The 26,171-nt window shown below is 65.2% G+C and carries 17 protein-coding genes and 2 pseudogenes; 10 read left to right on the top strand and 9 right to left on the bottom strand.

Features of this window, described 5'->3' with window-relative positions; genetic code table 11:
* Positions 1 to 2 precede the first annotated feature (2 nt).
* Complete coding sequence (locus tag EXR94_08555) at positions 3 to 2,783, bottom strand: TonB-dependent receptor (GenBank protein MSR02773.1); 2,781 nt, start codon at positions 2,781 to 2,783, stop codon at positions 3 to 5.
* Positions 2,784 to 3,017: 234 nt separating this feature from the next.
* Here EXR94_08555 and EXR94_08550 point away from each other — a divergent pair, with 234 nt between their 5' ends.
* The 5 genes from EXR94_08550 to EXR94_08530 all read left to right on the top strand — a co-directional run bounded on the left by EXR94_08550 (position 3,018) and on the right by EXR94_08530 (position 8,632).
* Positions 3,018 to 3,950 (top strand): hypothetical protein, encoded by a 933-nt coding sequence (locus EXR94_08550; protein MSR02772.1) that lies wholly within the window; start codon positions 3,018 to 3,020, stop codon positions 3,948 to 3,950.
* A 320-nt stretch (positions 3,951 to 4,270) separates the two neighbouring features.
* Positions 4,271 to 5,671 (top strand): M20/M25/M40 family metallo-hydrolase, encoded by a 1,401-nt coding sequence (locus tag EXR94_08545; GenBank protein MSR02771.1) that lies wholly within the window; start codon positions 4,271 to 4,273, stop codon positions 5,669 to 5,671.
* Positions 5,668 to 6,531, top strand: coding sequence for an alpha/beta hydrolase (locus tag EXR94_08540; GenBank protein MSR02770.1), 864 nt, complete (start codon positions 5,668 to 5,670; stop codon positions 6,529 to 6,531). The genes EXR94_08545 and EXR94_08540 overlap by 4 nt, the downstream gene beginning before the upstream one ends.
* On the top strand, positions 6,528 to 7,862 hold the full coding sequence (locus EXR94_08535) for a Gfo/Idh/MocA family oxidoreductase (protein ID MSR02769.1): 1,335 nt from the start codon (positions 6,528 to 6,530) through the stop codon (positions 7,860 to 7,862). The genes EXR94_08540 and EXR94_08535 overlap by 4 nt, the downstream gene beginning before the upstream one ends.
* A gap of 107 nt (positions 7,863 to 7,969) precedes the next feature.
* Positions 7,970 to 8,632: a PIN domain-containing protein gene (locus EXR94_08530; GenBank protein MSR02768.1), complete on the top strand. Its 663-nt coding sequence runs from the start codon at positions 7,970 to 7,972 to the stop codon at positions 8,630 to 8,632.
* A 4-nt stretch (positions 8,633 to 8,636) separates the two neighbouring features.
* Here EXR94_08530 and EXR94_08525 read toward each other — a convergent pair whose 3' ends face one another.
* Both EXR94_08525 and EXR94_08520 read right to left on the bottom strand, forming a co-directional pair.
* Positions 8,637 to 10,484 carry a gamma-glutamyltransferase family protein gene (locus tag EXR94_08525; GenBank protein MSR02767.1) on the bottom strand — a complete coding sequence of 616 codons (1,848 nt, stop codon included), beginning with the start codon at positions 10,482 to 10,484 and terminating at the stop codon, positions 8,637 to 8,639.
* A gap of 64 nt (positions 10,485 to 10,548) precedes the next feature.
* Positions 10,549 to 10,965, bottom strand: coding sequence for a hypothetical protein (locus EXR94_08520; GenBank protein MSR02766.1), 417 nt, complete (start codon positions 10,963 to 10,965; stop codon positions 10,549 to 10,551).
* A gap of 37 nt (positions 10,966 to 11,002) precedes the next feature.
* On the opposite strand from EXR94_08520, the pseudogene EXR94_08515 reads away from it, so the two are divergent.
* Together EXR94_08515 and EXR94_08510 are read left to right on the top strand one after the other, a co-directional pair.
* A pseudogene (locus EXR94_08515) lies at positions 11,003 to 11,593 on the top strand (phosphoribosylanthranilate isomerase).
* 18 nt (positions 11,594 to 11,611) lie between these two features.
* A complete protein-coding gene (locus EXR94_08510) occupies positions 11,612 to 13,576 on the top strand; it encodes an oligopeptide transporter, OPT family (GenBank protein ID MSR02765.1) in 1,965 nt (654 codons plus the stop codon).
* A 129-nt stretch (positions 13,577 to 13,705) separates the two neighbouring features.
* Here the strand turns inward: EXR94_08510 and alr are convergent, their stop codons facing one another.
* Complete coding sequence (alr, locus tag EXR94_08505) at positions 13,706 to 14,911, bottom strand: alanine racemase (GenBank protein MSR02764.1); 1,206 nt, start codon at positions 14,909 to 14,911, stop codon at positions 13,706 to 13,708.
* Positions 14,912 to 15,034: 123 nt separating this feature from the next.
* Between alr and EXR94_08500 the strand changes: the two genes are divergently transcribed.
* The gene (locus tag EXR94_08500; protein ID MSR02763.1) at positions 15,035 to 15,379 is read left to right on the top strand and encodes a nuclear transport factor 2 family protein; all 345 of its coding nucleotides are present in this window, start codon (positions 15,035 to 15,037) and stop codon (positions 15,377 to 15,379) included.
* Here the strand turns inward: EXR94_08500 and EXR94_08495 are convergent.
* The 5 genes and pseudogenes from EXR94_08495 to xth all read right to left on the bottom strand — a co-directional run bounded on the left by EXR94_08495 (position 15,361) and on the right by xth (position 21,296).
* A complete protein-coding gene (locus EXR94_08495) occupies positions 15,361 to 15,882 on the bottom strand; it encodes a hypothetical protein (protein ID MSR02762.1) in 522 nt (173 codons plus the stop codon). The two genes, EXR94_08500 and EXR94_08495, sit on opposite strands and share 19 nt — an antisense overlap.
* Before the next feature lie 174 nt (positions 15,883 to 16,056).
* Positions 16,057 to 16,836, bottom strand: coding sequence for an MBL fold metallo-hydrolase (locus EXR94_08490; GenBank protein MSR02761.1), 780 nt, complete (start codon positions 16,834 to 16,836; stop codon positions 16,057 to 16,059).
* A gap of 10 nt (positions 16,837 to 16,846) precedes the next feature.
* Positions 16,847 to 19,468 (bottom strand): aminopeptidase, encoded by a 2,622-nt coding sequence (locus EXR94_08485; protein MSR02760.1) that lies wholly within the window; start codon positions 19,466 to 19,468, stop codon positions 16,847 to 16,849.
* 57 nt (positions 19,469 to 19,525) lie between these two features.
* A pseudogene (locus EXR94_08480) lies at positions 19,526 to 20,320 on the bottom strand (hypothetical protein).
* A 193-nt stretch (positions 20,321 to 20,513) separates the two neighbouring features.
* Complete coding sequence (xth, locus tag EXR94_08475) at positions 20,514 to 21,296, bottom strand: exodeoxyribonuclease III (protein MSR02759.1); 783 nt, start codon at positions 21,294 to 21,296, stop codon at positions 20,514 to 20,516.
* A 78-nt stretch (positions 21,297 to 21,374) separates the two neighbouring features.
* Between xth and EXR94_08470 the strand changes: the two genes are divergently transcribed.
* Together EXR94_08470 and EXR94_08465 are read left to right on the top strand one after the other, a co-directional pair.
* Positions 21,375 to 24,626, top strand: coding sequence for a sialidase (locus EXR94_08470; GenBank protein ID MSR02758.1), 3,252 nt, complete (start codon positions 21,375 to 21,377; stop codon positions 24,624 to 24,626).
* 16 nt (positions 24,627 to 24,642) lie between these two features.
* Positions 24,643 to 26,061 carry an AarF/ABC1/UbiB kinase family protein gene (locus EXR94_08465; GenBank protein ID MSR02757.1) on the top strand — a complete coding sequence of 473 codons (1,419 nt, stop codon included), beginning with the start codon at positions 24,643 to 24,645 and terminating at the stop codon, positions 26,059 to 26,061.
* Positions 26,062 to 26,171: the final 110 nt, after the last annotated feature.

Raw genomic sequence — 26,171 nt, 5'->3', positions numbered from 1 at the left:
GCTCAGAACGTGTACGACACCTTCGACATGATCAGGCGCCCGATCTTCGGCACCCCGACGAAGGTGGCATAGCCCTTGTCGAACACATTGTTGACGCTGACCGACATGATCATGTTCCGAGCCCCGAACTTGGGCCGATAGCTCCCCTGGATGTCGACCACACCGTAGGAATCGGTCGGGATGAAGCTGCCGTCGGAGTTCTGCGGGCTGACGTAAACACCGGAGTTGACTGGGAACCCCTTGACGTACCGGACCCGCGCCTCACTGGCCCACCCCTGCGGGTCGTTCCGAACCCGGACCGTGGCCGACCCCCGGCTCTTGGAGCCGTTGAGTGCAATGTTCGTCGGGCCGTTCACTTCAGCCGCGGTGAAGTAGTCCTTGTTGACCAGTGAGTAGGTCGCCGCAAACGACCACCGGTCGTTGGCGATGTAGTCGAAGGCCATGTCGCTCCCGTAAAGATCGACCGACCCGAAGTTTCGGTAGGTCAGGAAAATGTCAGGACGACCCACCAGCGACCCACCGTCATTCGGCACCACGGTGCCAAGTGGGATTCCGGCCAGGGCTGGGGCCAACGCACCCACCGCCTGGGCCGCCCCCGCTGCGCCAATCGCGGGAGTAAAGGCCGCCGTGAGGTAGGCCGCCAACGAGGCGCCGTCCAGGAACACATTCGGGGTCTCGACGATCAGCGGGCCAACGAAGTTCTCGCGCCGCTCATAGTAGACGTCAACCGAAATCCTCGCCTTGCCGCTGACATTGCCCTTGTACCCGAATTCGAGGGTGTTGGAAATACTCGGCCGGAGGGCGCCGATATCGGTTACTTGGTTGGGCTGAATCGCGGTGAACTGTCCGGTCGTGGCGTTGAGGAGCCGCAACTGAGTGTTGACCTGCGTCGTCGGGGCCGGGATGGCCGCCAGCAACTGCTTCAGGAGGGCGGGAACCAGCGGATTGGCCGAAACCAACCCGACCGCTAGCTGCCATAGGGCCGTGGCCCGCGCCGGGAGCAACGTGGTTGGCGCCCCCGGGACCGGAATCGCCCGCATGCACAGGTTGTCGATTCCGCCGGCGCAGCCCCCGTTGGCCCGAAAATGAAACCCGGACTTCGGCACCCCCAGGGCGCGGACGGTATAAGGGCCGGCCCGGCCGGCCGCAATGTCGAGGAACAGGCTGTTGTTGCTGGGCGTCGAGAAGGCGCGGTTGTAGGTCAAGCGGAGGTTGACGTCCTCATTCGGCTTCATGACCAACGCGAGCCGGGGCGAAAACTCGGCGGATTCGAGCCGGCTGTGTTTGTCGACCCGGAGCGCTGAGACGATGTCGAATGTCGGGCTCAGCTTCGTCACGCTGTGGATATACGCCCCGACTTCCTTGATGGTGTCGTCGCCCTCGTTCGACCCGTTGATCGTGCCGCTGGTCCGGGCGTCGGTGTAGATGTAGTCGACGCCGTAGATGAAGGTCTGCTTCGCACCCAACCCGAAACCGTGTTGGGCCTGAGCAACCAGGGTTCGCGAGTTGTCGCGGATCGGGTTGCCGTCGCGGAGCAGAAAGGTCTCGCCGGCGTTGCTGTAGTTGCCGAAGACCTGGGCAAAGAACTCTTTGTGGCGGAACCGGCTCTGGAGGTGCTGGAATCGCCAATTCCGGGCCTGACCGGCGCCAATCCCGGTCAGCTCGATCAGACTGCCGGCCTCGGTCCGACCGTAGCTGGTGATCCACTCCGTGTTGTCGTTGGGCTTGAAGTCGACCCGGGCCTCACCGCCCCACCGCCGGATATCGAAATCGCGGCAGCCGATGGCCGTCGACGTACACCGATCTTTGCCACCGGTCGCCTTCGGCCGGAGAGTGTCGCCCCGGTCGGCGTAGCGCCAGTCGTCGCCGGCCAGATACTCGCCCGACACCTTGAATCCGAGCTTCGGTGAAAGCCGCGTCGCGTGCCGAAAGCCCATCCGGAACACGCCGCCGTTCTTGTCGGCCGCCGAGGTCCCCACCACGGAGGGCGACTTGCCTCGGTAACCACCCTCGACTGAAATCGTGGTGCCGGGGGAGGTCAACGGCGACTTGGTGATGATGTGGAGCACGCCGTTGGTGACATTGGGGCCGTAGAGAGCCGCCCCAGGTCCGAGCACGAACTCGATCTGTTCGATGTCGTCGTTGGTCGAGGAGAAGAAGGCCGGTACGTTGACCCGGAGCGACGGCACCGCCGCGTACCGGTTGTCGATCAGCGTCAGCAGCGACCCGGAAAAGATGTTATTGAAGCCGCGGGACACGATGTTCGATTGAACCAGACCACCCTCCGAGAACGACACGCCCGGCGCGGTCTTCAAGTGGTCGAGCACCGAAAGGGCCGCTCGCTCCTGGATCTGCACCGCCGGAATCACCGTGATACGGGCCGGAGCATCGTTCAGTTTCTCGGGGACCCGGGAGACCGAGCTGACCCGGACTTCATCAAGCAGGAACGCTCGGTTGACGAGCGCCGCGGTCACCGTGGCGGTCCCGCCGGCCGTGACCGTCACGCCGTCAAACCGCTTCGCACTATACGGAATCAACGCCACCGAGACCGAATACACCCCGGCAGCCAACTGATCAACCCGGAAACTCCCATCAGAGGCACTCACGGCCGACCCGGCGCCCCGACCGCTGGGATCGCGAACCAAGATCTGAGCGCCGCCCAAGCCGACGGAGCGGGCGCTGTCGGTGACTCGGCCCGCGATCGACCCCGTTTGGGCCGCCAGCCAGGCGGGGACGACACTCAGGGTGAACACCAACAGCCACGATTGCAGGAAACGAGGCATACCGGATCCCTCAAGTTAGAAAGTGGACATCGGCCCTAAGATGAGGCCGAACTGATTGCCTGACTACAATTTCGGGATCAGATAGGGCAAGTGTCAAGGCACCCGACACTGTCTAAGGATGTGCAACCGGGCCGACTCGGTCGTCCCTTGGCTTTGGAAAGCGACCAGACCATCTTCCGTATCTTGAAGACCCAGACAGGGATAGGTCTTGCCACTACGGAGAAAGACAGCTCCATGAAACGCCATCTCGTCACCCTCGCTCTGCTGACCGGCCTCGCCTGCAACGCCACCCCCCGGGGCCAGGTGGTCCAATCGATCCCCTCCGATTCGACCGAGTTCTTCCGGACCCAGGTCCAGCAAATGTCCACTGTGTCGGCCACCAAGGACAGCCTGTTCCGCGATCTGGCGGAAACCACCAAGCTCCTGGCCGACATCAACGTCGAGCTGGCGACCGTCGGCGGCGCCAAGAAGAAGGCGGTCGAGCCGGTCGTGGCCCCGGAAAGCCCTTTGGCCGCCTCACCGAGCCACCTGGTCTTGGTCCTTAAGAAGGTGAAGGACCTGACCGCGCGGCTCAAGAACAGCGAAGCCCGGCTGGCTTCGAGCCAGCGGAAAATCAAACAGTTGACCGGCGAGTCCGACAGCCTCCGGGTTGTCTTGGCCGATTTCCAGACTACGATCGACGGTTTGAAGGCGATGATCGAGGGCCAGAAGACCTCGATCGCCAACCTCGAGTCCGAGCTCAACCTGACCAAGGCCCAGGTGGCCACGCTGGCCGTGGAAAAGACCGTCCTCCAAGACACCGTCTCGGCCTTGACCACTCGCGAGAACACGGTCTACTACGTCGTTGGCTCCAAGAAAGAACTGATGGACAAGGGCATCATCCGCGAAGTCGGCGGGACCCGGTTCTTGTTGGTGACTCGCACCGGTGAGACCCTGAAGCCGGCCGACAACCTCGACCCGTCGGCGTTCACCGCGATCGACCGGCGCCAGACCGCCGAGATCCCGATGCCCAAGGCCGACAAGCAATACAAGGTCATCACCAATCAGAACCTGACGTTTGCCAACTTGGCCGCCCAAGCCAAGGGGAAAGTCCGGGGCACTCTCCAGATTACCAACCCCGAGAGCTTCTGGGCCAATTCGAAGTTCTTGATCTTGGTCGAGAACTAGACCACGGGATCGTTGGGAAGGGAGGCGGGCTTCGGCCCGCTTTTTTTACATGACTCCGAGGGTCTTCAAGAAATCGGTCAGCATCGGGTTGAAGAGGCTGGAAGAAGGACCCAGACGCCCGACTCAAGGTGGCCGATACGAACTAGGCCACGATCGTGGCCCGCGAGGGCAATCCGATCCCGTAGGCTCGAAAGACACCAGCTCGGTCCCCTACCCCGGCCGCCGGGTCGTCCTCAAGACGGCCCGACGGCCTTCCTCGTAGTAGCGGCGTATATTTGAGACTCGGTATCAACCCCTCGCAGGTCTTCTTGGAGCACCGCATGCGCGTCGTCTTGGCAATCGGGATCATTGGGTCCCTGGTGAGCACCCCCGCACTGGCCCAATCCGCCGACCCGGCCCGGGTCCTCGAGCGGTCCATCCTCAAAGAACTGATCGAGGTCAATACCAGCGACTCGGCCGGCCACACCCCGGAGCTGGCGGCAGCCATCGCGGCCCGACTCAAGGCCGCCGGATTCCCAGCGAGCGATATCGCCGTCCTTGGCCACCAGCCGCGGTATCAGAACCTTGTGGCCCGCTATCGAGGCCGCGCCTCCGGCAAGAAGCCAATCATGCTGATGGCGCACCTGGATGTAGTCGACGCCCGCAGGGAGGACTGGTCGTTCGATCCCTACATCTTCAAGGAGGAAGCCGGCTTCTACTACGGGCGCGGAACGGCGGACAACAAAGCCGGGGTGGCTACGTTGGTGGCTAATTTCATCCGATTGAAGCAAGAAAAGTTCGTGCCCGACCGCGACCTGATCATGGTCCTGACGGCGGACGAGGAGACGGTACAGGAAAGCATCGTCTGGTTGATGAAGGAACACCGGGCGCTGATCGACGCCGAGTACGCCCTCAACACCGACGGCGGCGGCGGTTTGCTGGTCAACGGGAAGCCTCAGACATTCTCGGTCCAAACGGCCGAGAAAATCTACCTGACGTTTTCATTCGAGGCCCGAAACAAAGGAGGCCACAGTTCGCTGCCGATTCGGGACAACGCGATCTATCACCTCGTCGGGGGACTTGGCCGTCTGGCGGGGTTCGATTTTCCGGTCCGCCTCAACGAAACCACCCGGGCGTTCTTCGAGCGAAGCGCCCTGGCGGAAACCGGCCAGACCGCGGCCGATATGAAGGCCGTCGCGGCCACCGCCGACCCGGCCGCCGCCGCTCGGCTGAGCGCCCAGTCGCCCTATTTCAACTCGGTGATGCGGACGACGTGTGTCGCGACCCGGCTGTTGGGGGGCCACGCCGACAACGCCCTCCCCCAGTTGGCCAAGGCCACCGTGAACTGCCGGTTGCTCCCCGATGATACCCGAGAAGCGGTGCAGGCTGAGCTGGCGCGGGTCGTCGCCGATCCCACCATTCAGATCACGGTGACCCAGCCCTCCGAGCCGAGCCCGCCGTCGCCGCTCCGCTCGGACGTGGTCGGGCCGGTCGAACGAATCGCCAAGCAGATGTGGCCGGGCGCGACCATGGTCCCTGAAATGTCGACCGGGGCAACCGACGGGCTCTTCGTTCGGAACGGCGGAATCCCGGTGTACGGGGTCGGAGCGATCTTCGAGGAGGCGAATGACGTGCGGGCCCACGGCCGGGATGAGCGGGTCGGCGTGGAGCCGTTCCACCAAGCCGTTTCGTTTTGGTATCAACTCCTCAAGGCGCTCACCTCCGGCGACAAGAGCGCATGAAGCCGTTGATCCGGCGGAGCGTCCTGGCCGTGGTGGCCATTTCGGCGCTGAGCTATGGCGGGATGGTCGTCTACTTGCTGGCCAACGAACCCCGGATGGTGTTTCAACCCACCTCGTACGGGGGCCGTGAGCAGATTCCGATCGCCGATTCGCTTGGCCTCGCAATCGAAGCCAGGCGGATTGGATCGGCGCCAGGCATCGAACTGGTAGCCTGGATCGTCCGTTCCGCTGACTCGGCGGGCCCCTGGCTCATCACGTGCCATGGTAATGCCGGCAACATCACCCTGCTCAAACGGCAGCGGTTCTACGCGGATGTGGTCAAGCACGGCATCAACGTCGTGGCATTCGATTACCGGGGATTCGGCGCCAGCACCGACTCAGTGCCGACCGAGCTTGGCCTCTACCAGGATGCCCGGGCGGTGTACACCTACCTGCGGGACACGATCGGGATCGATCCGGCCCGGATCGTCATTTACGGACACTCGCTCGGAGGCGGAGTCGCGACCGAGCTGGCCACCAGAGCGCCCGCGGCCGGACTGATCCTCGAAGGCACCTTCCGGTCGGTGCCCCGTGTCGCCAAAGGGCGGTACCCGTACCTCCCGATCGAAACCCTGGCCGAGAACCGGTTCGACAACGAAGCCAAACTCGGCCGACTCCGGATGCCGTTGCTGGTCATGCATGCCCGGGCCGACGGGACGATTCCTTTCGCGCACGGGGAAACGCTGTTCCGGGTGGCTCCCGACCCGAAGACGTTCATCGCGTTAGGCGGCGACCACGACTCCGCCTGGGAACTGGACCGCGATACCTATATGACCGGGTTCGCCGGCTTCATCCGGCGGACTACCGGGAGCCCCCCATGAGCCACGACCAGACCCGCCGGAACTTCATCGGACAGACCGCGGCCCTCGGGGCTGCCTCCTCGCTGCTGCCTTCGCTGCTCCAGGCCGACCCACAGCCGGGCGGCTTCTTCCGGGCCCCACCAATGGAACGAGTCCGGATCGGTTTCGTCGGGATCGGCGGTCAGGGGGGAACCCACGTCGAGAACCTGCTGGCCATCGACGGGGTCGAACTCACCGCGGTCTGTGACATCGTGCCCGAGCGGGTTGCCTGGGCCCAGGACTTGGCCGTCAAGGCGGGCCACCGGAAACCGACCGGTTACACCCGCGGCGAGCGCGACTTCGAGCGGCTCTGTGCCGAGGAGGAGCTCGACCTGGTGTTCACCGCGACGCCGTGGGAATGGCACGTCCCGGTTCTGCTGGCCGCGCTCGCGCACGGCAAGCACGGCGCCACCGAAGTGCCGGCCGCCTACACGGTGGACGATTGCTGGGCGTTGGTCGAGGCGGCGGAGCGCTACCAGAAACACTGCGTCATGATGGAGAACTGCTGCTACGACCAGCTCGAAATGCTGGCGTGGCACCTGGCTCAGCAGGGAATCCTTGGCGAAATCCTCCACGGGGAGTGCGGCTACAATCACGACCTTCGGGCCATCAAGTTCGCCGACGAGGGTGAAGGCCTCTGGCGACGGGCTCACGCCACCAAGCGGAATGGGAACTTCTACCCGACCCACGGGCTCGGCCCCATTGCCCAGGCCATGGATATCAATCGAGGCAATCAGTTCGACTACGTGGTCTCGATGAGCGGTCCGTCCCGAGGCCTCCAAGCCTGGGCGGCCGAGCACATCCCGGCCGACAGCCCAAAGCGGAGGGAGACCTACCGGCTGGGTGACGTGAACACCTCGCTGATCCGAACCACTCGGGGCCAGACCATCTACATCACCCACGACACCAACCTGCCCCGGCCCTATAGCCGCAAGTACGTGTTGCAGGGTACCAAGGGGTTGGTCGAAGGCTATCCCCGCCGGGTCTACGTCGAGGGCAAGAGCGAACGGGAGGATCGGTGGGATTCGATCGAGCGATGGTTCGAAAGCCACGACCACCCGCTCTGGAAATCGGACCGGGTCAAGCAGGCCACCCGCGGCCACGGCGGAATGGACTTCCTGGAGGATTGGCGCCTGATCCACTGCCTTCGGCAGGGGCTCCCGACCGACCAGAACGTCTATGACGCCGCCGCCTGGAGCGTGATCTGCGCGACCACCGAGCAGTCGGTGGCCAACCGGAGCAAGCCGGTCTCCATTCCGGATTTTACCCGTGGCCGCTGGAAAGACATGGAGCGACTCGTCATCCCCGGGTAGCCGGCAGCGGCGGAAGGCTCCAAATCCCCTAAAATCTGGTTACCACCGACTTCACCCAAGCCCTAGCTTGGGTCGTCGGCTGGCTGACCCTTGACGAAGGCATATCCATGATGGCATATATATGCCATGCGTCGAACCACGGTTTTCCTGGAAGAGGATCTCTTGAAAAAGGCCCAGCGCTACGCAACCAAAGAGGGAAAGAGCTTCGCCCAAGTGGTGCGCGAGGCGCTCCTGGAGCACATCACGGAGGAGGACCACATGAAACGCAAACTGCCCAGCTTGGCCGGCCAGTTCGCCTCGGGCCATTCCGATACGGCGGAACGGGTCGACGAACTCCTTTGGCAGGATCCCCATCGGTGATCCTCGCCGACACCGGGGCCGTGTTCGCGCTGCTTGATCGCGACGACGCGTGGCACGCCCGGGTCACCGGGTTCTGGGAGCGGAACGCCGGCGAGATTCGGTTACCCGAGACGATCCTGGCCGAGGTCACCCACTTGCTGGCCACCCGGATCGGGTCTCGGGCCGAATCGCTGTTCATCCGGGCGTTGGCCGACGGCGAGTTCCTCCTCGATCCATTCCTGGCCGATGAGGACCTGGCCCGGGTGGCCGACCTGGTCAGGCAATATGAGTCGGCCGGGCTCGGTTTTGTCGACGCGAGCCTCGTGGCGGCGGCCGAGCGGGGTCTGGTCACCACCTTGCTCACCACCGACCGGCGCCATTTTCCAGCGGTCCGGCCCCGCCACACGCCATCCTTCCGACTGGAGCCGTAAGGTCCTACCAGGCAATGCCGTAGTCTTCCCCATCGGTGCTCGAACCGCCCCAAAACGATCCGTGGACCCAGTCGAAGAAGATTGCGTTGATCGGTCCGGAGGTGCTCCGGGCAAAGTCGAGGGTGTAGCCCATTTTCCTGAGGTCATCGCGGACCCAGGGCGGCATACTCTCATTCAGCGTCATCCGGCCCGGGCGCGACTCGTGGGCCCCGAACGAACTCCGCATTTGGTAGCTCGCGATATTCGGCGCTTCGACGGCCTGCTGCACGTTCATCCCGAATTCCACCATGTTGAGGAAGAACTGGAGCAGGTTCTGATCCTGGGTATCGCCACCCTGCACGGCGAATGACGCGTAGGGTTTGCCGTCTTTCAACGCCAGGGTCGGCGTCAGGGTGACCCGGGGGCGTTTGCCCGGCGCCATCACGTTGAAGGGGCTTTCGGCGGGGTCGAGGACGAAACTCTGGGCTCGTTGGCTCAGACCGACCCCTGTTTTCCCGGCGATGACCGCCGGGACCCATCCGCCACTCGGGGTGACCGACACGACCCAGCCGTTTTCGTCGGCCGCTTGAATGGACGTGGTTCCCGCCCGGAACGCCTCATCGAACGACATCGCGGCCTGGTCGGTGGTGTTCGGCTGCGGCTTGGGTTTGGGCGGCCAGCTCTTCAGCACTTCAAGAAACGGGTTCTGGCTGCCTTGGAACGGATAGGGATCGCCGGGCTTGATCGTGGGGTCGTTCTCCGTCCAATTGATTTGGCCGAATCGCTGTTTGGCGTATTCTTTGGACAGAAGACCCTTGATCGGGCTCGCCGGCGGAAACGCCGGGTCACCGTAGTAAAAGTCCCGGTCGGCAAACGCCAGACTCATAGTCTGATAAACGGTGTGGACGTAGCGGGTGCTGTTGTAGCCCATCGACTTGAGGTCGGCGTTCTCGAGGATATTGAGGGCCTGGAGCAACGCCGGCCCCTGCTGCCATTCCCGGAGCTTGAAGACCTCGATCCCTCGATAGGTGGTCGAAAGCGGTTCCTCGATCTTCACTTTCCAGTTGGCGAGGTCCTCGACCGTGATCAAGCCGCCTTGTTCCTGGGTGGACCGGGCGATTTCGGCCGCGATGTCTCCCTTGTAGAACCGGTCGTAGGCGGCGTAGATCGCCTCTTTCCGGGATTTTCCCGCCTTCTTGGCCCGGGCTTCCGCCTCGACCAGCTTCCGGAGGGTGGCGGCCAAATCGGCCTGCTGGAAAATTTCACCGGCGTTAGGCGCCTCCCGCTTCTGGCCGGGATGGGTCAGGAAGAGCGCCTTCGAATAGGGCCACTGCTTGATCCAGTTCTTTTGGCTTTCGATACTGTTGGCGGTCTGGGCTTCGATCGGATACCCGTCCGCCATCTGGATGGCCGGCGCCAGCACCTCGGCCAGGGACATGGTCCCATACTCGGCCAGCATGGTCATCAGCCCGCCGGGGGTACCGGGTGTCACGGCGGCCAAGGGACCGAACTCGGGCGGATAGTTCATCCCTTTGGAGCGGTAGAACTCCGGCGTGGCCCCCGTCGGCGCGACGCCGAGGGCATTGATCCCGATCACTTTCTTCAGGCCGGGGTGGTAGATCAGGGCCTGGGTCTCACCACCCCATGAGAGCACATCCCACATCGTGGTGACGGCGGCGAGCATCGCGCAGGTGGCGTCGACGGCGTTGCCCCCGCGCTGAAAAATCATCGCGCCGGCGGTGGCGGCGAGCGGCTTCCCGGTGATGGCCACCCAATGGCGGCCGTGGAGGACGGGTTTGACGGTCCGTTGCGCGGTAGCGGTTCCCGCGAGCAACGCAACCACGGCAATCGAGCGGACGGCGGAGCTGAGCATGCGGGGACTCCGAATAGTGAGGGGAAACCAACCCCTCCAAGATACCAGCCAGGATCGGACCCGGCTATTGAATCGGGTTTCCGGTCTCGAAGTCGAACATCGTGGCGCGCCGGAGCCGGAAGTAGGCCTGCCAATACCCCCGGCGCGATTGAACGAACCGCGCCAGCGCCTGATCCTTCTCAGTCTGGGCAACATAGAGATTGTCGATCTGGATCCGTCCGATCACGGACCGATTGTAGGCCACCTCGAATCGCTTCCCGGCAACCGTATCCGCCTTGGCCGAGAGCGCCAATGAACGGCGGGCCTGGGAGAGTTGGAGGGCCGCGAAATGGGCATCCTGGGCCGCCTGGGCCAGGACGCCGCGCGCATTGCTGACCGCCCGGTCCCGATCCGAGCGGGCGGCCCCGATCGCTTCTTTCCGGGCGCCCCACTGGAGCAGCGGCACATCAACCGAGAGCGAGAATTGCCGGGCCTCGAGCAGATGCTAATACGCGAGGTGCCGCTCGGGAGCCGAGGCGTTGAAGCCGCAGATCAAGGTTGGTTGCATTTCGAGTGTCGCTGAGGCGCACTTGGCCGTCCGGGCCGGCGCGCGCGGTCGGGGCGGTGTCGGCCATGCCGAGCGGGCCCGGGGTCATTCCGGAGCCGTTGATCGCGGCCATTGACCGAGAGATGCGGACCCACCGCCACGTTTCTTTTGACCAACATCCGAACAGCGGTGGGTATCGCGGCGCAACATCGGCGTTGTGGGACATCGACCATCCAGATTTGTGACCGACTCGCGCCGGGCGAATCCGCCGAACTGGGCAGGTTGCTCCCCGCCGTGTCGCTGGTTCAGGTGGTTCCCGTCACCGGTCCGGAGTCGATCCCCGAGGCGGTCGCGATCTCCAGCGAGGCCAATGGGCTGTTGCTCGATTCGGGAAACCAGGGCCTCGCAATCAAGGAACTTGGTGGTACCGGCCGGGTTCACGATTGGGATCTCAGCGCGGCGATTCGGCTGGCGGTCTCGATTCCGGTCTTCCTCGCCGGGGGCCTCGACGCGAGCAGATGGACGGCTCGATCCAGTCAAGCTGAACTCCTTCATGGCCGCCGCCGGCGGGTTATCTTCATAATCCCTCGCGCGAGACCTCATGGCCAAAGCCGAAACCGAACTCACCCTCCGCGGCCTGATTCTCGGCGCGATCATCGCCGCGGTCTTTACCGCCGCCAACGTGTACCTCGGCCTTCGGGTCGGCCTGACCATCGCCTCCTCGATCCCGGCGGCGGTCATTTCGATGGGTGTCCTCCGGGCTCTCCGGACCGGGACAATCAAAGAGAACAACATCGTCCAGACGGTCGCTTCGGCCGGGGGAACCCTCTCGGCCATTATCTTCGTCTTGCCCGGCCTCATCATGGTGGGCTGGTGGCGAAGCTTCCCGTTCTTGGTCACCTTCTCGATCTGCGCGCTGGGCGGCATCCTCGGCGTGTTGTTTTCGATCCCGCTCCGGCGGGCCCTCGTGGTCAACTCCCCGCTGCCCTATCCCGAGGGTGTCGCGGCCGCCGAAGTGCTCAAGGTCGGCGCCACCGGCGATGAAGCCTCGCCCAATGCCATCGAGCGGAAACGTGGTCCGCTGATCGTCCTGGTCGGCGCGCTGGTCGCGGCGGGTGCCCAGATCGTGGCGGCCACCGGGGTCGCGGCGGCCAACCTGGCAAACTATTTCCGGATCGGTACCGGCGCGACGGGGTTCAACCTTGGATTTTCCTTGGCGCTTCTCGGAGCGGGCCACCTGGTCGGCATCTCGGTAGGCTTGGCGATGCTCACCGGACTGCTGATCGCCTGGGGAGTGGCCACGCCGTTGTTGAGTGCGGGCATTGACGGGCCGGCGGCCGAAGTGGCCATGACGGTGTGGCGGACCCAGGTGCGGTTCATCGGCGCCGGGACGATCGGGGTCGCGGCGATTTGGAGTCTGCTGAAATTGATCCGGCCGGTTACGGCCGGCATCATCGCGACGGCGCGGGCGGGGGCGGCGGCCAAGACCGGCGCCACCGACGATCGCGATCTACCGCTTAGCCTGATCGGGGGACTGAGCCTGGTCTGCCTGGTGCTGATCGGCTGGCTGTTTGCCGACTTCATCGGCACCGGCCCCTTGAGTCCGCTCAAGTGGCCGCTGGTCGTGACCGGGGTGCTCTTCACGCTGCTGATGGGCGCGTTTGTCGCCACGGTGGCCGGCTACATGGCTGGGTTGATCGGGGCGTCGAACAGTCCGGTGTCCGGCATCGGGATCTTGGCCACGGTGTCGGCGGCGCTGCTCCTGGCGGTGTTCGTCCAGCCGACGTTAGGTGGAAGCGCCACGAACGCGTTGGTGGCCTTTGCCCTGTTTGCGGTGGCGATCGTGTTTTCGATCGCCACGATTTCGAACGACAATCTCCAGGATCTCAAGACCGGGCAACTGGTGGGCGCCACGCCCTGGCGGCAGCAGGTGGCGCTGATCGTCGGCGTCGTGGCCGGGTCCCTCATCATTCCCCCGATCCTCGATCTCTTGAACCAGGCCTATGGTTTCCCCGGCGACCCCAACCGCTCGGCCATTACCGCCGAACCGCTTCCGGCCCCGCAGGCCGCCTTGATCTCGACCTTGGCGCGCGGCGTCCTCAACGCGGAGCTCGACTGGAACTTGATCGGGATCGGGGCCTTGGTGGGACTCGCCGCCATCTTCGTCGACGAGTTACTCGGGGTGTTCAAACTGCTCAGGTTGTCGCCGCTGGCAATCGGGATCGGGATCTATCTCCCGATGGACGCCACCCAACCAGTGGTGCTCGGCGCGGTGATCGGGTGGCTTTACAATCGGGCCATGGCCCGGCGGGGCAATGCCGATATGGCGCTCCGGTTTGGAGTGTTACTCGCCTCGGGCTTGATCGTCGGTGAGAGCCTCCTCGGCGTCCTCAATGCCGGTCTGATCGTCGCGACGAGCAACCCGGCGCCGTTGGGGCTGGTCGGAGCGGAATTCGCGAATGCCTCGCGGTGGGTGGGGGCGGCGCTCTTCGCGGCGCTGATCGTGGCCTGTTACGCCTGGGTGTCGCGGCAATCGGAGGTCGAGGTGCCGGGCCAGGCCGGCTAGCTGCCGCCCGCCGACGGGGCGGGCGCGGGGCGCCGGTCGGCCCAGACCACCCGGCCCCGGTGGAAGGGCCGGTACTTCTTTCACCGCTAGGGTGATCCGTCGCAGTGCGGAACCGCACCCCGGGGTTCCTCACCCAATCCGGGGCAGACTCGGGCTCAGATGCATCAGGACGTCGTAGACCGAAATCCCGGTCGTGCCGGCGAGGGTATTCGGATGGATGGCCGCATGGTCCGGCCCCAAGACTATTGCGACGTCGCCGACCTTCACGGCGGTGGCCGCACCGAGGTTGACGATGGCATGGCTGGCACTCACGGCCCCGACCACCGGATACGGCCGGCCGCCAATCAACATCTGCCCGCCTCGAACCGCCGACCGCGGGTACCCGTCGGCGTGCCCGATCGGGACCGTCGCCACCCAGGTCGGTGACTCGGCTTTGAACCGGCGGCCGTAGCTGACCGTGTCGCCGGACCGGAGTTGCTCCACTCTGACCACCCGGGCCTTGAGACGAAACGCCACCGTCAGCGCGGCGATCGAGCGCTCGCTCCCATCGTCAGTGGGATAGGCGCCGAACAGCGAAATCCCCGGACGCACGGCGTCGAGCAGGGTCTCCTTGCGGTTGAAGACCGCGTGCGAGGACGCGGCATGCAACGGTCCGGTGGTTACTCCGGCCGCTCGGGCTTCCGCGGCCAGGGTCGAGAGCCGACGGACTTGCTCGGCATCAAACTCAGGCTCCTCAGCCAACTCCGTCATCATCCCGGTGATTTCCAGTCGCGGCTGACGCGAGAGGTCGCGCAGAATGGGAAGGGCCGTGTGGTACGGGAGCCCCATCCGACTCATCCCGGTGTCGATGTAGAACTGCCCGCGGGCGGAGCGCCCGGCCCCGGTGGTGGCCTTCGCGACTCGGGCGCCGATGTCCGGAACACCCAGACTCAACGTGATCCCCCGCCGGACGAGTTCTTCCCCGTCAGCAGCGTCGAACAGCGCCAGGAGGAGGATCGGTTTCCGAACCCCAGCGTCGCGGAGTGCCAACGCCTCGGCGACCTTTACGACACCAAATCCGCTCACCCGCGGGTCGGCGTCCAGCGGCCTCGCCACCGCCCTGATGCCGAGTCCGTAGCCGTTGTTCTTGACCACCGCCATGATGGGCCGACCCCCGGCGAGTTCCCAAAGCACCGCCACGTTGGCCCGAAGCGCTGCCGAATCGACCTCGATCCAGGGCTCGAACCGGGCTGGATCGGCGGCGTACGACGGGTCGGCGCTCGGTAACCCGAGGGACGGGGACACCAGCGGCGACACAGCGGCGGTCGCCAGAAACGAACGACGGGACAGGGGCATGGGCGTACCGGATCGGGAGGGTCAACGGCCGAAGGTACCGCCTCGTGACCCGCTTGTCCAAACGAGGCAACGGCCATAGGCTCCGGTGCGTCACCATTCGTGTCGCTTCATCCGGGAGGACCTGTGACTCGTGCCGACCTCGAAGCCATGTTCCGCGCCATCGACGCTGCCGACTGGGAAACCGTCGCCCGCTACTTTCATCCGGATCTCGTCTACGATCGCCCGGGGTTCGCCCTGATCGAAGGCCGCGATCAGACCCTTCGGTTTTATCGGGAAATCCGGGCGATCCAGGGGGAGCACCGGTTCGAGTGCTTCGCGCTCGAGCCCGAGGCTGGCGCCTGCTGGGGCCGATTCGTCGGAGCCAAGAAGGACGGGACGCCGGTTGACCTCCAATTCGCCGATTGCTACCGCTTCAAGGAAGGCCTTCTCTGGCGGCGGAAGTCCTATTTCTACGTTCCCCTCGTCTGATTGAGGTGGACCAGCACTTCGGCCACATAGTCCGTGTGGCTTTGGGTGTACACTCGGCGCGGAAAGGCGAGGCGGACCAATTCCAGATCCGCCAACAGCGTGATCACTCGTCCGGACCGGTCGGCCCGAACCACCCCGGGCTCAGACGCGAGGCCGGCCACGGCATCGCTCGCTTCGTCCACCACGACCCGGACCCACCGAAATCGGTTGCGAACCTCATCCAATCCGGACTCGAGGAGCACCCGACCCCGGTTGACCAGCGCCACCCGGTCGGCAACTCGCTCGATCTCCTCGATGTGGTGCGACGAGATCAGCATGGTGGTGCCCTCAGTGGCCGCCACCCCCATCAACGCCGCGAGCACTGCTTCCGTCGACGCCGGATCGAGCCCGTCGGTGGGCTCGTCCAGGACCAAGAGGTCCGCCCCTCGGCAGCACGCCAGCAGTAGCGCCAGCTTGATCCGGATGCCCTTCGAAAGCGCCGTGATCTTCGCACCGAGGGGCAACTCGAACTCCTGCCGGAGCGCGGCGGCCGCCTCGGACCGCCAGCCGGGGTAGCAGCTCTTGGTCAGGCGTACTAGTACTATGGTACTGTGTCAAGTTCGGGAGATCTGGACGTCGTAACCGCCGAGCGAGGCAAACGGGCGAATCGACTCTCGGACTCGATGTCGGTAGGACCCTCACTGACCGTTGAGAACTGCTTGAACGAAGTTCCGCTTCGACCGTTGGCCGAACGACACCAGCGCCGCCCGGTCCTCTCCACCGAGGAGTTCACGCACGATCACCACGGCCGGCTGCCCCGCCCGACCGGCCGTGCGAATGGCCTCGATGGTCCCTTCGAGCCAGTCCGCCTTGCTCGTGAGCGTCGCTACGGGATCCCGGAGCGAGCCACGGTGTGAGTCGAACACGGCTTTCGGATTGAGCACCGCAACCGTTCGAAGGCTCGCAACCATGGCGCTCGGCGATTCATCGGCATGGGCCAGCGCGGCTTTGACCCCGAGGAAGAGGTCTCCCAAGAACACGATCCTGGCATCTGGATCGTAGACGGCCAGATGGTCCGCGGAGTGGCCCGGCGTCGGAATCAACTGGAACGGGTGATCGGCCGGCTCAGGATCGCGGACACTAACATGGGGGTGTCCCCACACCACCCACCGGTAGGGGGGCACCCGCAGCAGATCCCGATGACGCCGCAGGGTGTCTGCCGACACGGTTGCCGGAATGCCGCGGGCCGTGACCAACCCAAGGTTGCCGGCGTGGTCCTCGTGGAAGTGGGTGACGATGAATCCGGCCACCGACACCGTGGCGAGCCACGAAAAGAACGTCTCGGCCATCCGGGGAAAGCCCGTGTCGATTACCAAGCCACGATGGTAGAAGGCACTGACCCGGAAACCGACCGTCCGGCTGACCGCGGTCGATAGCACCACCTCGGAGACCAATCCGTGTCGTACCAGTTGGATCACGCCAGGTGCCTCATGGCCGGCCCGAGAGTGGGAGGGCGAGCCGGACCCGGACGGTTCGTTCCAACTCGTCGGTGTTCTGAAGAACCTTCTGCCTGAGGTCGGCGGGGAGTTTCGGATTGTCGGCCAGAAACTCCTGGACGACGTCGAGAGCGGCCCGCCCGGTCTGGCCCCCGAGAAATGCGCCGAGCCACGAGCCCAGGAAGAAGATCCGGCGGTTGGCTTGGATGTACCGAAGCGAATCCAGCGCAGGCCGAAGGTACGGGAGCGTTAGGCGTTCGTGCTCGATCGCGTTGAAAGGACCGAGGCTGCCGCTGGCCCAATCTTCGTTGAGGGCAGTATCAGCAAAGTAGCGCCGGAAGTAGTCCGCCTTGGCCTCGGCGGTTGGTCTCGCCCCGCCGGCGATGAACCGACGGCGGCGGCCGTCGGGCGTCGTGTCGCGTGCTACCTGAGCGGTCAGCGCGGCCTCCGCCTCCGGCGCGCCAAGCGCCAGGAGACGCTCCACGATATTCCAACGAGTCGGGTCACGGACCGGCTCGCCCGCCGCCGAGTCGGCGGTGAGCAGGGCCACCATTCGAGCTGTCCCGAACGGCGACGTCGCGAGGCTGACGAACGCATCCAGATGGCCCCGCCGAATCCCGTACGCCCTGGTAGCATCGATGGCCCCCGCCCATAGCACCCGCTCCGCCTCCCGGCGGACCGGCTCCCGTTCAGCCGGCGGAAGGTAGGCCCGGACGGTCCGCTCGAGCCGCCCCAACAACGCGGAGACGAGCTGCTCATCTTGCTCCCGGGGCAGCTCGCGAAGGACGAGGCCCGCGTACCGCGCCGGAGCCATTCGGGCATCGCGAACTTGGTCAAAGAGCGCGCCCCAGAGCATCGAGCGAAGCAGTCCGTCCTTGACCCCGCCAAGGGCCCCGGTCTCGAGCGCTTCGGTGCTCGCCGAATCAAGGAGCGAGAGGAAATACCCGTAGTCATCGGCGTTCGGAAAGACGAAAAGCGGGGCCGGCTTGCCGCGGGCGGCCACAACTTCAGTCGTTGCGGCGGTCAAGGTCACGGGGATCCGCACCGCCGGTGCGTCTCGGTACGCGAGGAGGACCTCAGTCCGCATCGGCCAAGGAGCCGGCCCGGACAGCGTGACCTGGGCCGGACGTTGCCGGAGCGCCAATCGGGCAATGGTCCCGTTCCGGATCCGAATCTGCACATCGACAACGGGCATCCCGCGGCGGAGCATGAAGTTCTGCCCGAACCCCGCCAGCGAACGGTTCCCGGCGCGGCCGATGGCGGAGAGCAGATCCTGCCACGTGGCGTTGGCATAGGCGTGAGTGGTCAGAAACGAGCGGACGCCCTGCTGGAACGCGGAGTCACCCACCAGGTAGTTGAGTTGCTTCAGCACGCTCGGCGCCTTGTTGTAGACGATGGCTCCGTAGGCGCTCTTGGCAAGGTCGAGGTTGGCCATCCGCTGCCAGAGCGGCGTGGTCCCGAGGGTTTGGTCCACGGCGTACGCCGCGGGTTTGTTCCCTTGATAGAACGTCTTCCAGGCGTCACTACCCGGTTCGAGGTCGGCGAGGGCCTTGGCGCCCAAGTACGTCGCGAAACCCTCCTTGAGCCAGAGATCGTCGAACCACTTCATGGTAACGAGGTCGCCGAACCACTGATGGGCCGTCTCGTGGAGGATGGTCGAGAACCGGTCGAGCCGCCGCGTCAGGGTAGGCCGCTCCCGAAAAATGAACCGATCCTCGCTGTACATGATCGCGCCGGGGTGTTCCATGCCGCCGAACGGAAAGGCGGGGGCCAGGACCATATCGTATTTCTCGAAGGGATATGGCGTTCCGAAGTACTGCTCCATCCAGTCGAGGGCCCGGTGCTGGAGCGCCAGGAGCGTATCGGTGTCGGCCTCTGTGGCGCGGGACCGACGAACCAACAGGTTCACCGTCCGGCCCTTGTGGGTCGAGGCAACCCGGGCCCAGGGTCCGGCGGCGAAGGCAATCAGATAGGTTGGAAGCGGCTTGGTTTCGGTGAAATGACTGGTCGTCCGGTCGGCCGCTGAGTCGGTTCGCGCCAGGGAACCGTTGCCGAGCGCGTTCCAGTCGCGGGGTGTCGTGAGGGCCAGGGTGACCCGGGCTTTGAGGTCGGGCTGGTCAAAACAAGGGAAGAGCTGATTTGCGTCGGCCGGAACCAGCAACGTGTAGAGGTAGTCGGTTCGCTCGGCGGGGTCGTGCACCTTGATGATGCTGGCCCCCGACGGGGCGATGTCGGAAACGAACGAGATCTCGACCGTGTTCGGGCCCGAAGCAAGGAGTCCGGCAGGGATCCGAAGGTGGTTCCCGTTGAATGCGCCCGGTGAAACCGGCCGGCCGTTGGCGGTGGCGGACCGGAGCCGGCGGCCCCGGAAGTCGACAATGGCATCGTCGCCACCCTGGCGGACGAAGCGAATCGTGACCTGACCGATGGCGCTGTCGAGCGGGGTGAGGTCGAGCTTCAGGTCATACCGGACATCCCGAATGGTCCGGGCCCGCCAGACCGCAAGGCCATGGGATACCCCATGCCCCAAGAAAGCGGGTCCGGGAGCCTGGGCGGAGAGCAGAGGCGGCGCCAGCAGCAACGCCGCGGCCGCGGCAATCGGCAGTCGTTTCATGACAAAAAGATAGCGACAGGCCCGGCCGCACACCCCGCCGGGTTGTGGTACCGCTGCCTAGTAGGTGGCCGCCTTGAGGATCTCGGGCCGGGCCGATGGCAGCGCGGTGGCCGCGGCCCCCCGAACCCCGTACTCCTCGCCGGCCATCATTTTGTTCGACGCATTCAGCGCCGCCACCTTGTTAGCACTCCGCCAAGGTCGGATAGTTGAACACGGTCCGGAGGAAATAGTCGAGACCACCACCGAGGCCGATCACGGTCTGGCCAATGTGGAGGAGTTCTGTGGCTCCAGTTCCGATGACATGGACGCCGAGCAGCCGGCGGTCCTCCCGGGCAAACAGGAGCTTGAGCAAGCCGTCGCCGTCGCCCAGGATCTGGCCCCAGGCAATTTCCCGGTACCGGGCAATGCCACTTCGTACGGCACCTTCTTCTTGGTCAGGACATGCTCCGGTTCACCCACCATCGAGATCTCTGGAATCGCATAGATCCCGATCGGGAAGTGCGGTGCCATCGGATGGGCCGGCGCGCCTAACGCATGACACGCCGCCAGCCGCCCCTGCTCGCTCGAGGTGGCGGCCAGGCTGGGATATCCAATCACGCCCCCGGCGGCCACGAAGGCAATCCACTGCCCGTCCGGCCACCACTCGAAGTTATTGGCGGCACCGCGGCCCAGCCAGGCGTTGGATTGCGGTGTCTCGACCAAGAACCGGTCGGTGCCGGACTCGACCTGCCGGACCCAGATGCCGTTCCGGCCGTCACGGCTCCCCGCTGAGGCGATTTCCCGTCCGTTCGGCGACCACCGGGGCGAGCTCCCCTCCCACTGCGTCAGGACCCGGCCGGTTTCCGTGGCCACCAAGACGATCTCGCTCCGGTTCAGATTGGCGGCCAGGTCGGCCCGGCCCCGGACGTACACCAGTTGGACGCCATCCGGTCGAAGCGCCGGTTCCGACACCGAGATCAGGCTCTCAAGGTCGTCTTCTCACCAGCGTCGCCGGGTTTGGGCGGCCAGCATCGGGCCGGTCACGGCCAGCACCAACAGGGCAGCGTTACGCCTGAGAGCCCTCCACGAGATCCACCATGACCGGGGCATGATCGGACGGCAGCTTGCCTTTCCGCTCGTTCCGCTCGACCCAGGCCTTGACGCACCGCCCTGCCAGGGGCGCCGTCACATAGATGTGGTCGATCCGGAGCCCATTGCCTTTGGGAAACGCCAGCATCCGGTAATCCCACCACGAATATGGCCCGGGCCCTGGTTCAGTGAGCCGAAGCCCGTCGACCAGGCCCCACGCCCCGATCCGGCCTAACGCCGCCTGGGCGTCCGGGTGGCAGAGGACACTCTCGCGCCATTCTTCGGGACGCGCCACGTCGCGATCGTCAGGGGCCACATTGAAGTCGCCGGCCAGCACCAGCGGCTGGTTGGGCCGGTAGGTCCGGGCCAGATGCCGCTCGAGGCGGGCCATCCAATCGAGCTTGTAGGCCCACTTGTCACTCCCGACCTCCTGCCCGTTCGGGAAATAGGCCGAGATGATCCGGACGCCACCGACCGTAGCCGCGATCAGGCGGGCTTGGTCGTCCGGGCTGTCGTCGGCCATCCCGACGGAGACATCGGTCATCGGTTCCCGGGCCAGGATCGCAACTCCGTTGTAGGTCCGCTGGCCGAAAAAGGCCGCGCGGTATCCGGCCGCTTCAAGTTCAGCGAGCGGAAAGTCGGCGTCAGGGACCTTGAGTTCCTGCAGGCAGACGACATCGGGATTGGCGCGGCCGAGCCAGTCGAGAAGCCGGGGCAGCCGAGCGCGGATCGAATTGACGTTCCAGGTGGCGAGTTTCACCCTGGGAGGGTAGGCGACGCGGGCCCCGGCGTCAATCGCTATATTCCGCCCTAACTCCGCACCTCACAGGATTTTCTCATGCCGCGCACGCTCTCGATCGTCATGGCCCTCGTCGCCCTGCTTCACGCTCCAGCCGCCGCCCAACGCAAACGCGACCCCGCGCCAACCCCGCCCCTGCCCTTGGTGAGCTCCGAACTCCTGGGCCAACTCAAGTACCGGTATATCGGGCCTGAGGGCAACCGGGTCTCCAGCGTGGCCGGTATAGCGCGCGATCCGAACGTCTATTACGCTGGCGCGGCCTCCGGAGGGATCTTCAAGACCGTCGACGGCGGGATCCACTGGGAATCGATCTTCGACGCCCAGCCCGTGTCGTCCGTCGGGGCGCTGGCGGTGGCGCCGTCCGACCCGAACGTCGTCTGGGCCGGCACCGGTGAACCCTACATCCGAAGCACCATCTCCGTTGGCTGGGGCATGTTCAAGTCGACCGATGCGGGTAAGACCTGGGCCAGGGCCGGCCTCGAGAATACCGGCCGGATCGGCCGCATCCAAATCCACCCGACCAACCCCGATCTCGTGTACGCCACGGCCGTGGGTCGGGGCTACGGGCCTCAACCGGAGCGGGGCGTCTACCGAACCGTGGACGGCGGAAAGTCATGGGAGCGGGTCCTGTTCGTCGATGACAACACCGGGGCGTACGCCCTGGTGATGGATCCCAACAATCCCCGGATTCTCTACGCCTCGACCTGGCAGTTCGTCGTCCACACCTGGGGCCGGACCAGCGGCGGGGCCGGGAGTGGGATCTGGAAGAGCACCGACGCGGGTACCACCTGGAAGCGGCTCACCGGCAATGGCCTTCCGACGAAGCCATTCGGAAAAACCGACCTCGCGGTGGCGCAATCGAACTCCAATCGGGTGTATGCGCTGATCGAAACCAGCGACGGCGTGCCGCTTCCGGGCGTCGAGGCCGAGGCCGGTGAGCTCTGGCGTTCGGACGACGCCGGCGCCACGTGGCAAATGACCAGCAACGACCGGAACCTAGGCGGGCGGACCCAATACTACACCCGCATGGCCGTGATGCCGGACAATGAGAACGAAGCGTACTTCCTGGCCGCAAGCTGGACCAAAACCCTCGACGGCGGCAAGACCTCGATCGATCCACCTAACGTCGAGGTGCCCGGCGGCGACCACCATGACATCTGGATCGACGGCACCAACGCCAACCGGATGGCGGTCGGGCACGACGGCGGGATCTCGATCACGACCAACCGCGGCAAGACGTGGAATCAAGTCCAGCTCCCGGTGGCCCAGATGTACCACGTCACCGTCGACAACCGGATCCCCTACTACGTCTACGGCAACCGCCAAGACGGCCCCTCGGCCCGGGGACCGAGCAACAGCCGGATGTCCGGCTTCGGTGGCGACGCCGGCATCCCCCGCGGGCTCTGGCATTCGGTCGGCGGCGGCGAGAGCGGATGGGCTACGCCGGACCCGGAAGACCCCAACATCATCTGGTCGAGCGCCTCCGGGTTCGGGAGCGTCGGCGGCATCGTTTCCCGCTACGATCACCGGACCGGGATCGCGGAAAACGTCGAGATTTGGCCCGAGATGACGGCCGGGCATTCCGCCGCCGAAGTGAAGTACCGGTTTCAGTGGACCTTCCCCCTGGTGATCTCGCCCCACAACCGGAATAAGGTCTACGTCGGGAGCCAGCACGTCCACGCCACGACCGATGGCGGGAAGACCTGGCAGCTCATCAGCCCCGACCTGACCCGGAACGACAAGAGCCGACAGGGTATGTCCGGCGGCTTGACCCCGGACAATATCGGCGTCGAGTACGCCGGCGTGGTCTTCGCGATTGCCGAGTCGAAGCTTCAGGCGGGGCTGATTTGGGCCGGTACCAACGACGGACTGGTCCAACTCACCCAGGACGGCGGCCGGACCTGGACCAACCTCACCCGGAACATTGCCGGCCTCCTCGACTGGGGAACCATCAGCAACATCGTCGCGTCCCGCTACGATGCCGGCACGGCCTACATCACGGTCGACGGCCATCAAGTCGATAACCGGGATCCTTGGGTGTACCGGACCACCGACTTCGGCAAGACCTGGAAGCTGATCGTCGGCGGCATCGGCAAGACGCCGCTCTCGTACGCCCATTGGATCAAGGAGGATCCGGTGCGGCGTGGCCTGCTCTACTTGGGGCTCGAGAACTCGATCTGGATTTCGTTCAATGACGGCGAGTTGTGGCAATCGCTTCAAAGCAACCTGCCGTACGCCCCGGTGCACGACATCACCGTCCAGGAGCACTTCAACGACCTCGTGCTCGCGACCTACGGCCGCGGCTTCTGGATCATGGACGACATCACTCCGCTCCAGCAGCTGACCACCGATGTCACGACCAAGGACGTTCACCTGTTTCGACCCCGCCCCGCCTATCGGTTCCGAGGCGTCGAAGCGCCGATGACGGCGAGCTACGATCCCGTCACTGGCCAGAACCCGCCGTACGGTGCCTCAATCAACTATTGGCTCAAGGGAGCCGCCGACTCCGTCTCGGTGACGCTGCTGGATGCCGAGGGCAAGGAGGTTCGGAAGCTCGCCAACGCGCCGAAGGCCGCCGGCATCAACCGGGTGACCTGGAACCTCCAGACCGAGCCGACCAAGCAGGTCCTCCTCCGAACCGAACCGCTCTACGCCCCGTATGTGGCCGCTGAATTGGCCGGCCGCCGGAGCCCGAGCCTTCAACAGCACTCGATGCTGGTGCCCCCGGGTCGATACACGATCCGGCTCACCGTCGGCGTCCGGACCGAAACCCAGCCGCTCGAGGTCCGCAAAGACCCCAACACCGCCGGCACCGACACCGACCTCCGGGCCCAAGCCGCCATGGCCACGGAGATGCGGAGTGAGCTCGACGGCGTGGTCGACATGGTCAACACCATCGAAGTGATCCGGACCCAACTCGCGACCCTCAAGGCCGTCACCAAAGAAGAGAAGGCCATTGGAGCAGCCGCTGACTCACTGGAGCAGAAGTTCATCGCGGTCGAAGAGCAACTCACCCAACTCCGGATCACCGGCCGGGGCCAGGACCTGATCCGGTACGCCGCCAAGGTCGGCGAGAAGATGGTCTACCTGCTCGGCGACGTGGTCAGCACCGATAACGGCCCCACCACGCCGCAGCGGGAAGTGGGCGGCGTTTTGAAGGACCGCGCCAAGAGCGCCCGGAACGAACTCGACCGCCTGATCAACCGCGACCTCGACGCCTTCAACAAGATGCTGCAAGGCAAGGGTCTTGGCGGCATCGTGCCACGAACCGCCCCGGCAAAGATTTCGTAGCTCGGCGCCGACCCCTATGCGGCTCCTCGTGATCCTGCGCCATGCGGGGCCGTTGCTGGTCTCGGTCATCCGGGACCGGCGGCGGTGGTTGGTCTTTGGGGGGCCGATTCCGCGGAGCCGTGCGTTTCATGAGGCCCGGGCCCGGCGGCTGCTCCGGGCGATCACCACCCTCGGGCCGAGTTTCGTGAAGCTGGGGCAGATCTTCTCGGGGCGGACCGACCTCTTGCCGGACGAGTATGCCGACGCGCTTGGAACTCTCACCGACCAAGTGCCCCCGGTGCCGTACGCCGAGATCGAGCGGATCGTCGAAGCCGAGCGAGGGCGCTCGGTGGCCGAGATCTTCGAACGGTTCGATGCGACCCCGCTCGCGGCCGGGTCGTTAGGGCAAGTTCATCGGGCCTCGTACCGCGGGCGGGAAGTGGCGGTCAAGGTACTCCGCCCCGGCGTCCGGCCGCTGGTGGCCACCGACATCAAGGTGGCACGAATGCTCTCAGAACGGGTGGCCCGGTGGATGCCGAACATCCACACCCACGCGCTCACCGCCATCGTCGAAGAGTTCGAGCGGCGAATCGGCGACGAGATGGACTTCGTGATCGAGGCCGCCAACATCCGGGCGGTCCGCGCCAACTTCACCAAGAACCCGCGGATCCGGATTCCCGAGGTGGTCGACGAGGTGTCGGGACGGGACGTGTTGGTGATGGAGTACATCGCCGGGATCCGGATCGATGGGCTCGACCCCGCCGCCCGGTACGGCGGGCTCCGGATTCCCGATTTTGTTGAGCGGCTTCAGGAGCTCTACATCCAGATGATGTTGATCGACGGGTTCTTCCACGCCGATCCCCATCCCGGCAATGTCTTGGTCGATCCCGCGGGCCGGATCGTCCTGCTTGATTTCGGCGTGGTCATTCAAGTCCCCCGGGAACGCCGGAAGGTCTTGGTCGATACGGTGTTCGCGGCCATTCAAAACCAAACTGCCGGCGTGGTCGACGGATTCTACGCGCTCGGGCTGGTCGAAGCCGGGGCCGACCGCGGGGTGATCGAGCGCCTCGTCAATATGCTGCTCGATCTGGCGGCTCAACGGACCACCACCCGGCAACGGGTCGACATGCTGACCCGGGAAATCATGAAGGAGCTGTACAATTGGCCGATCCGGCTGCCGAGCGACCTGGTGTACTTTGCCAGGACATCGGCGCTGATCGAAGGCGTTGGGGTGCGATACGACGCCGAGTACAACCCGATCATGTCGGCGGGCCCGTCGTTGTGGCGGATGCGGCGGGAATTGTTTGCCTCGTTGTCCGACACCAAGGCCCTGCAACAACTCGACTGGCCAACGGCCGTGGGCTATCTCTTGGGCCGGGCTGCGGCCAACCTTTCCAAAGCGGGCGACTTCCTGTCCGGATTCCTCAAGCCTCGGCCCCCCGCCACCAAGCCCTGACGGCCATCAGCCGTCCTTCGAAGCGGACCGTTTGGCCCGGTACGCGGCCAGTTGCTCCGCAGGGATGGCTCTTGGTCGGCCATGATTCCCAATAATAGCCCGGCCCCTGC

The organism is Gemmatimonadota bacterium (assembly GCA_009692115.1).
Classification (GTDB): domain Bacteria; phylum Gemmatimonadota; class Gemmatimonadetes; order Gemmatimonadales; family GWC2-71-9; genus SHZU01.
This window is presented reverse-complemented; position numbering and strand designations above follow the sequence as displayed.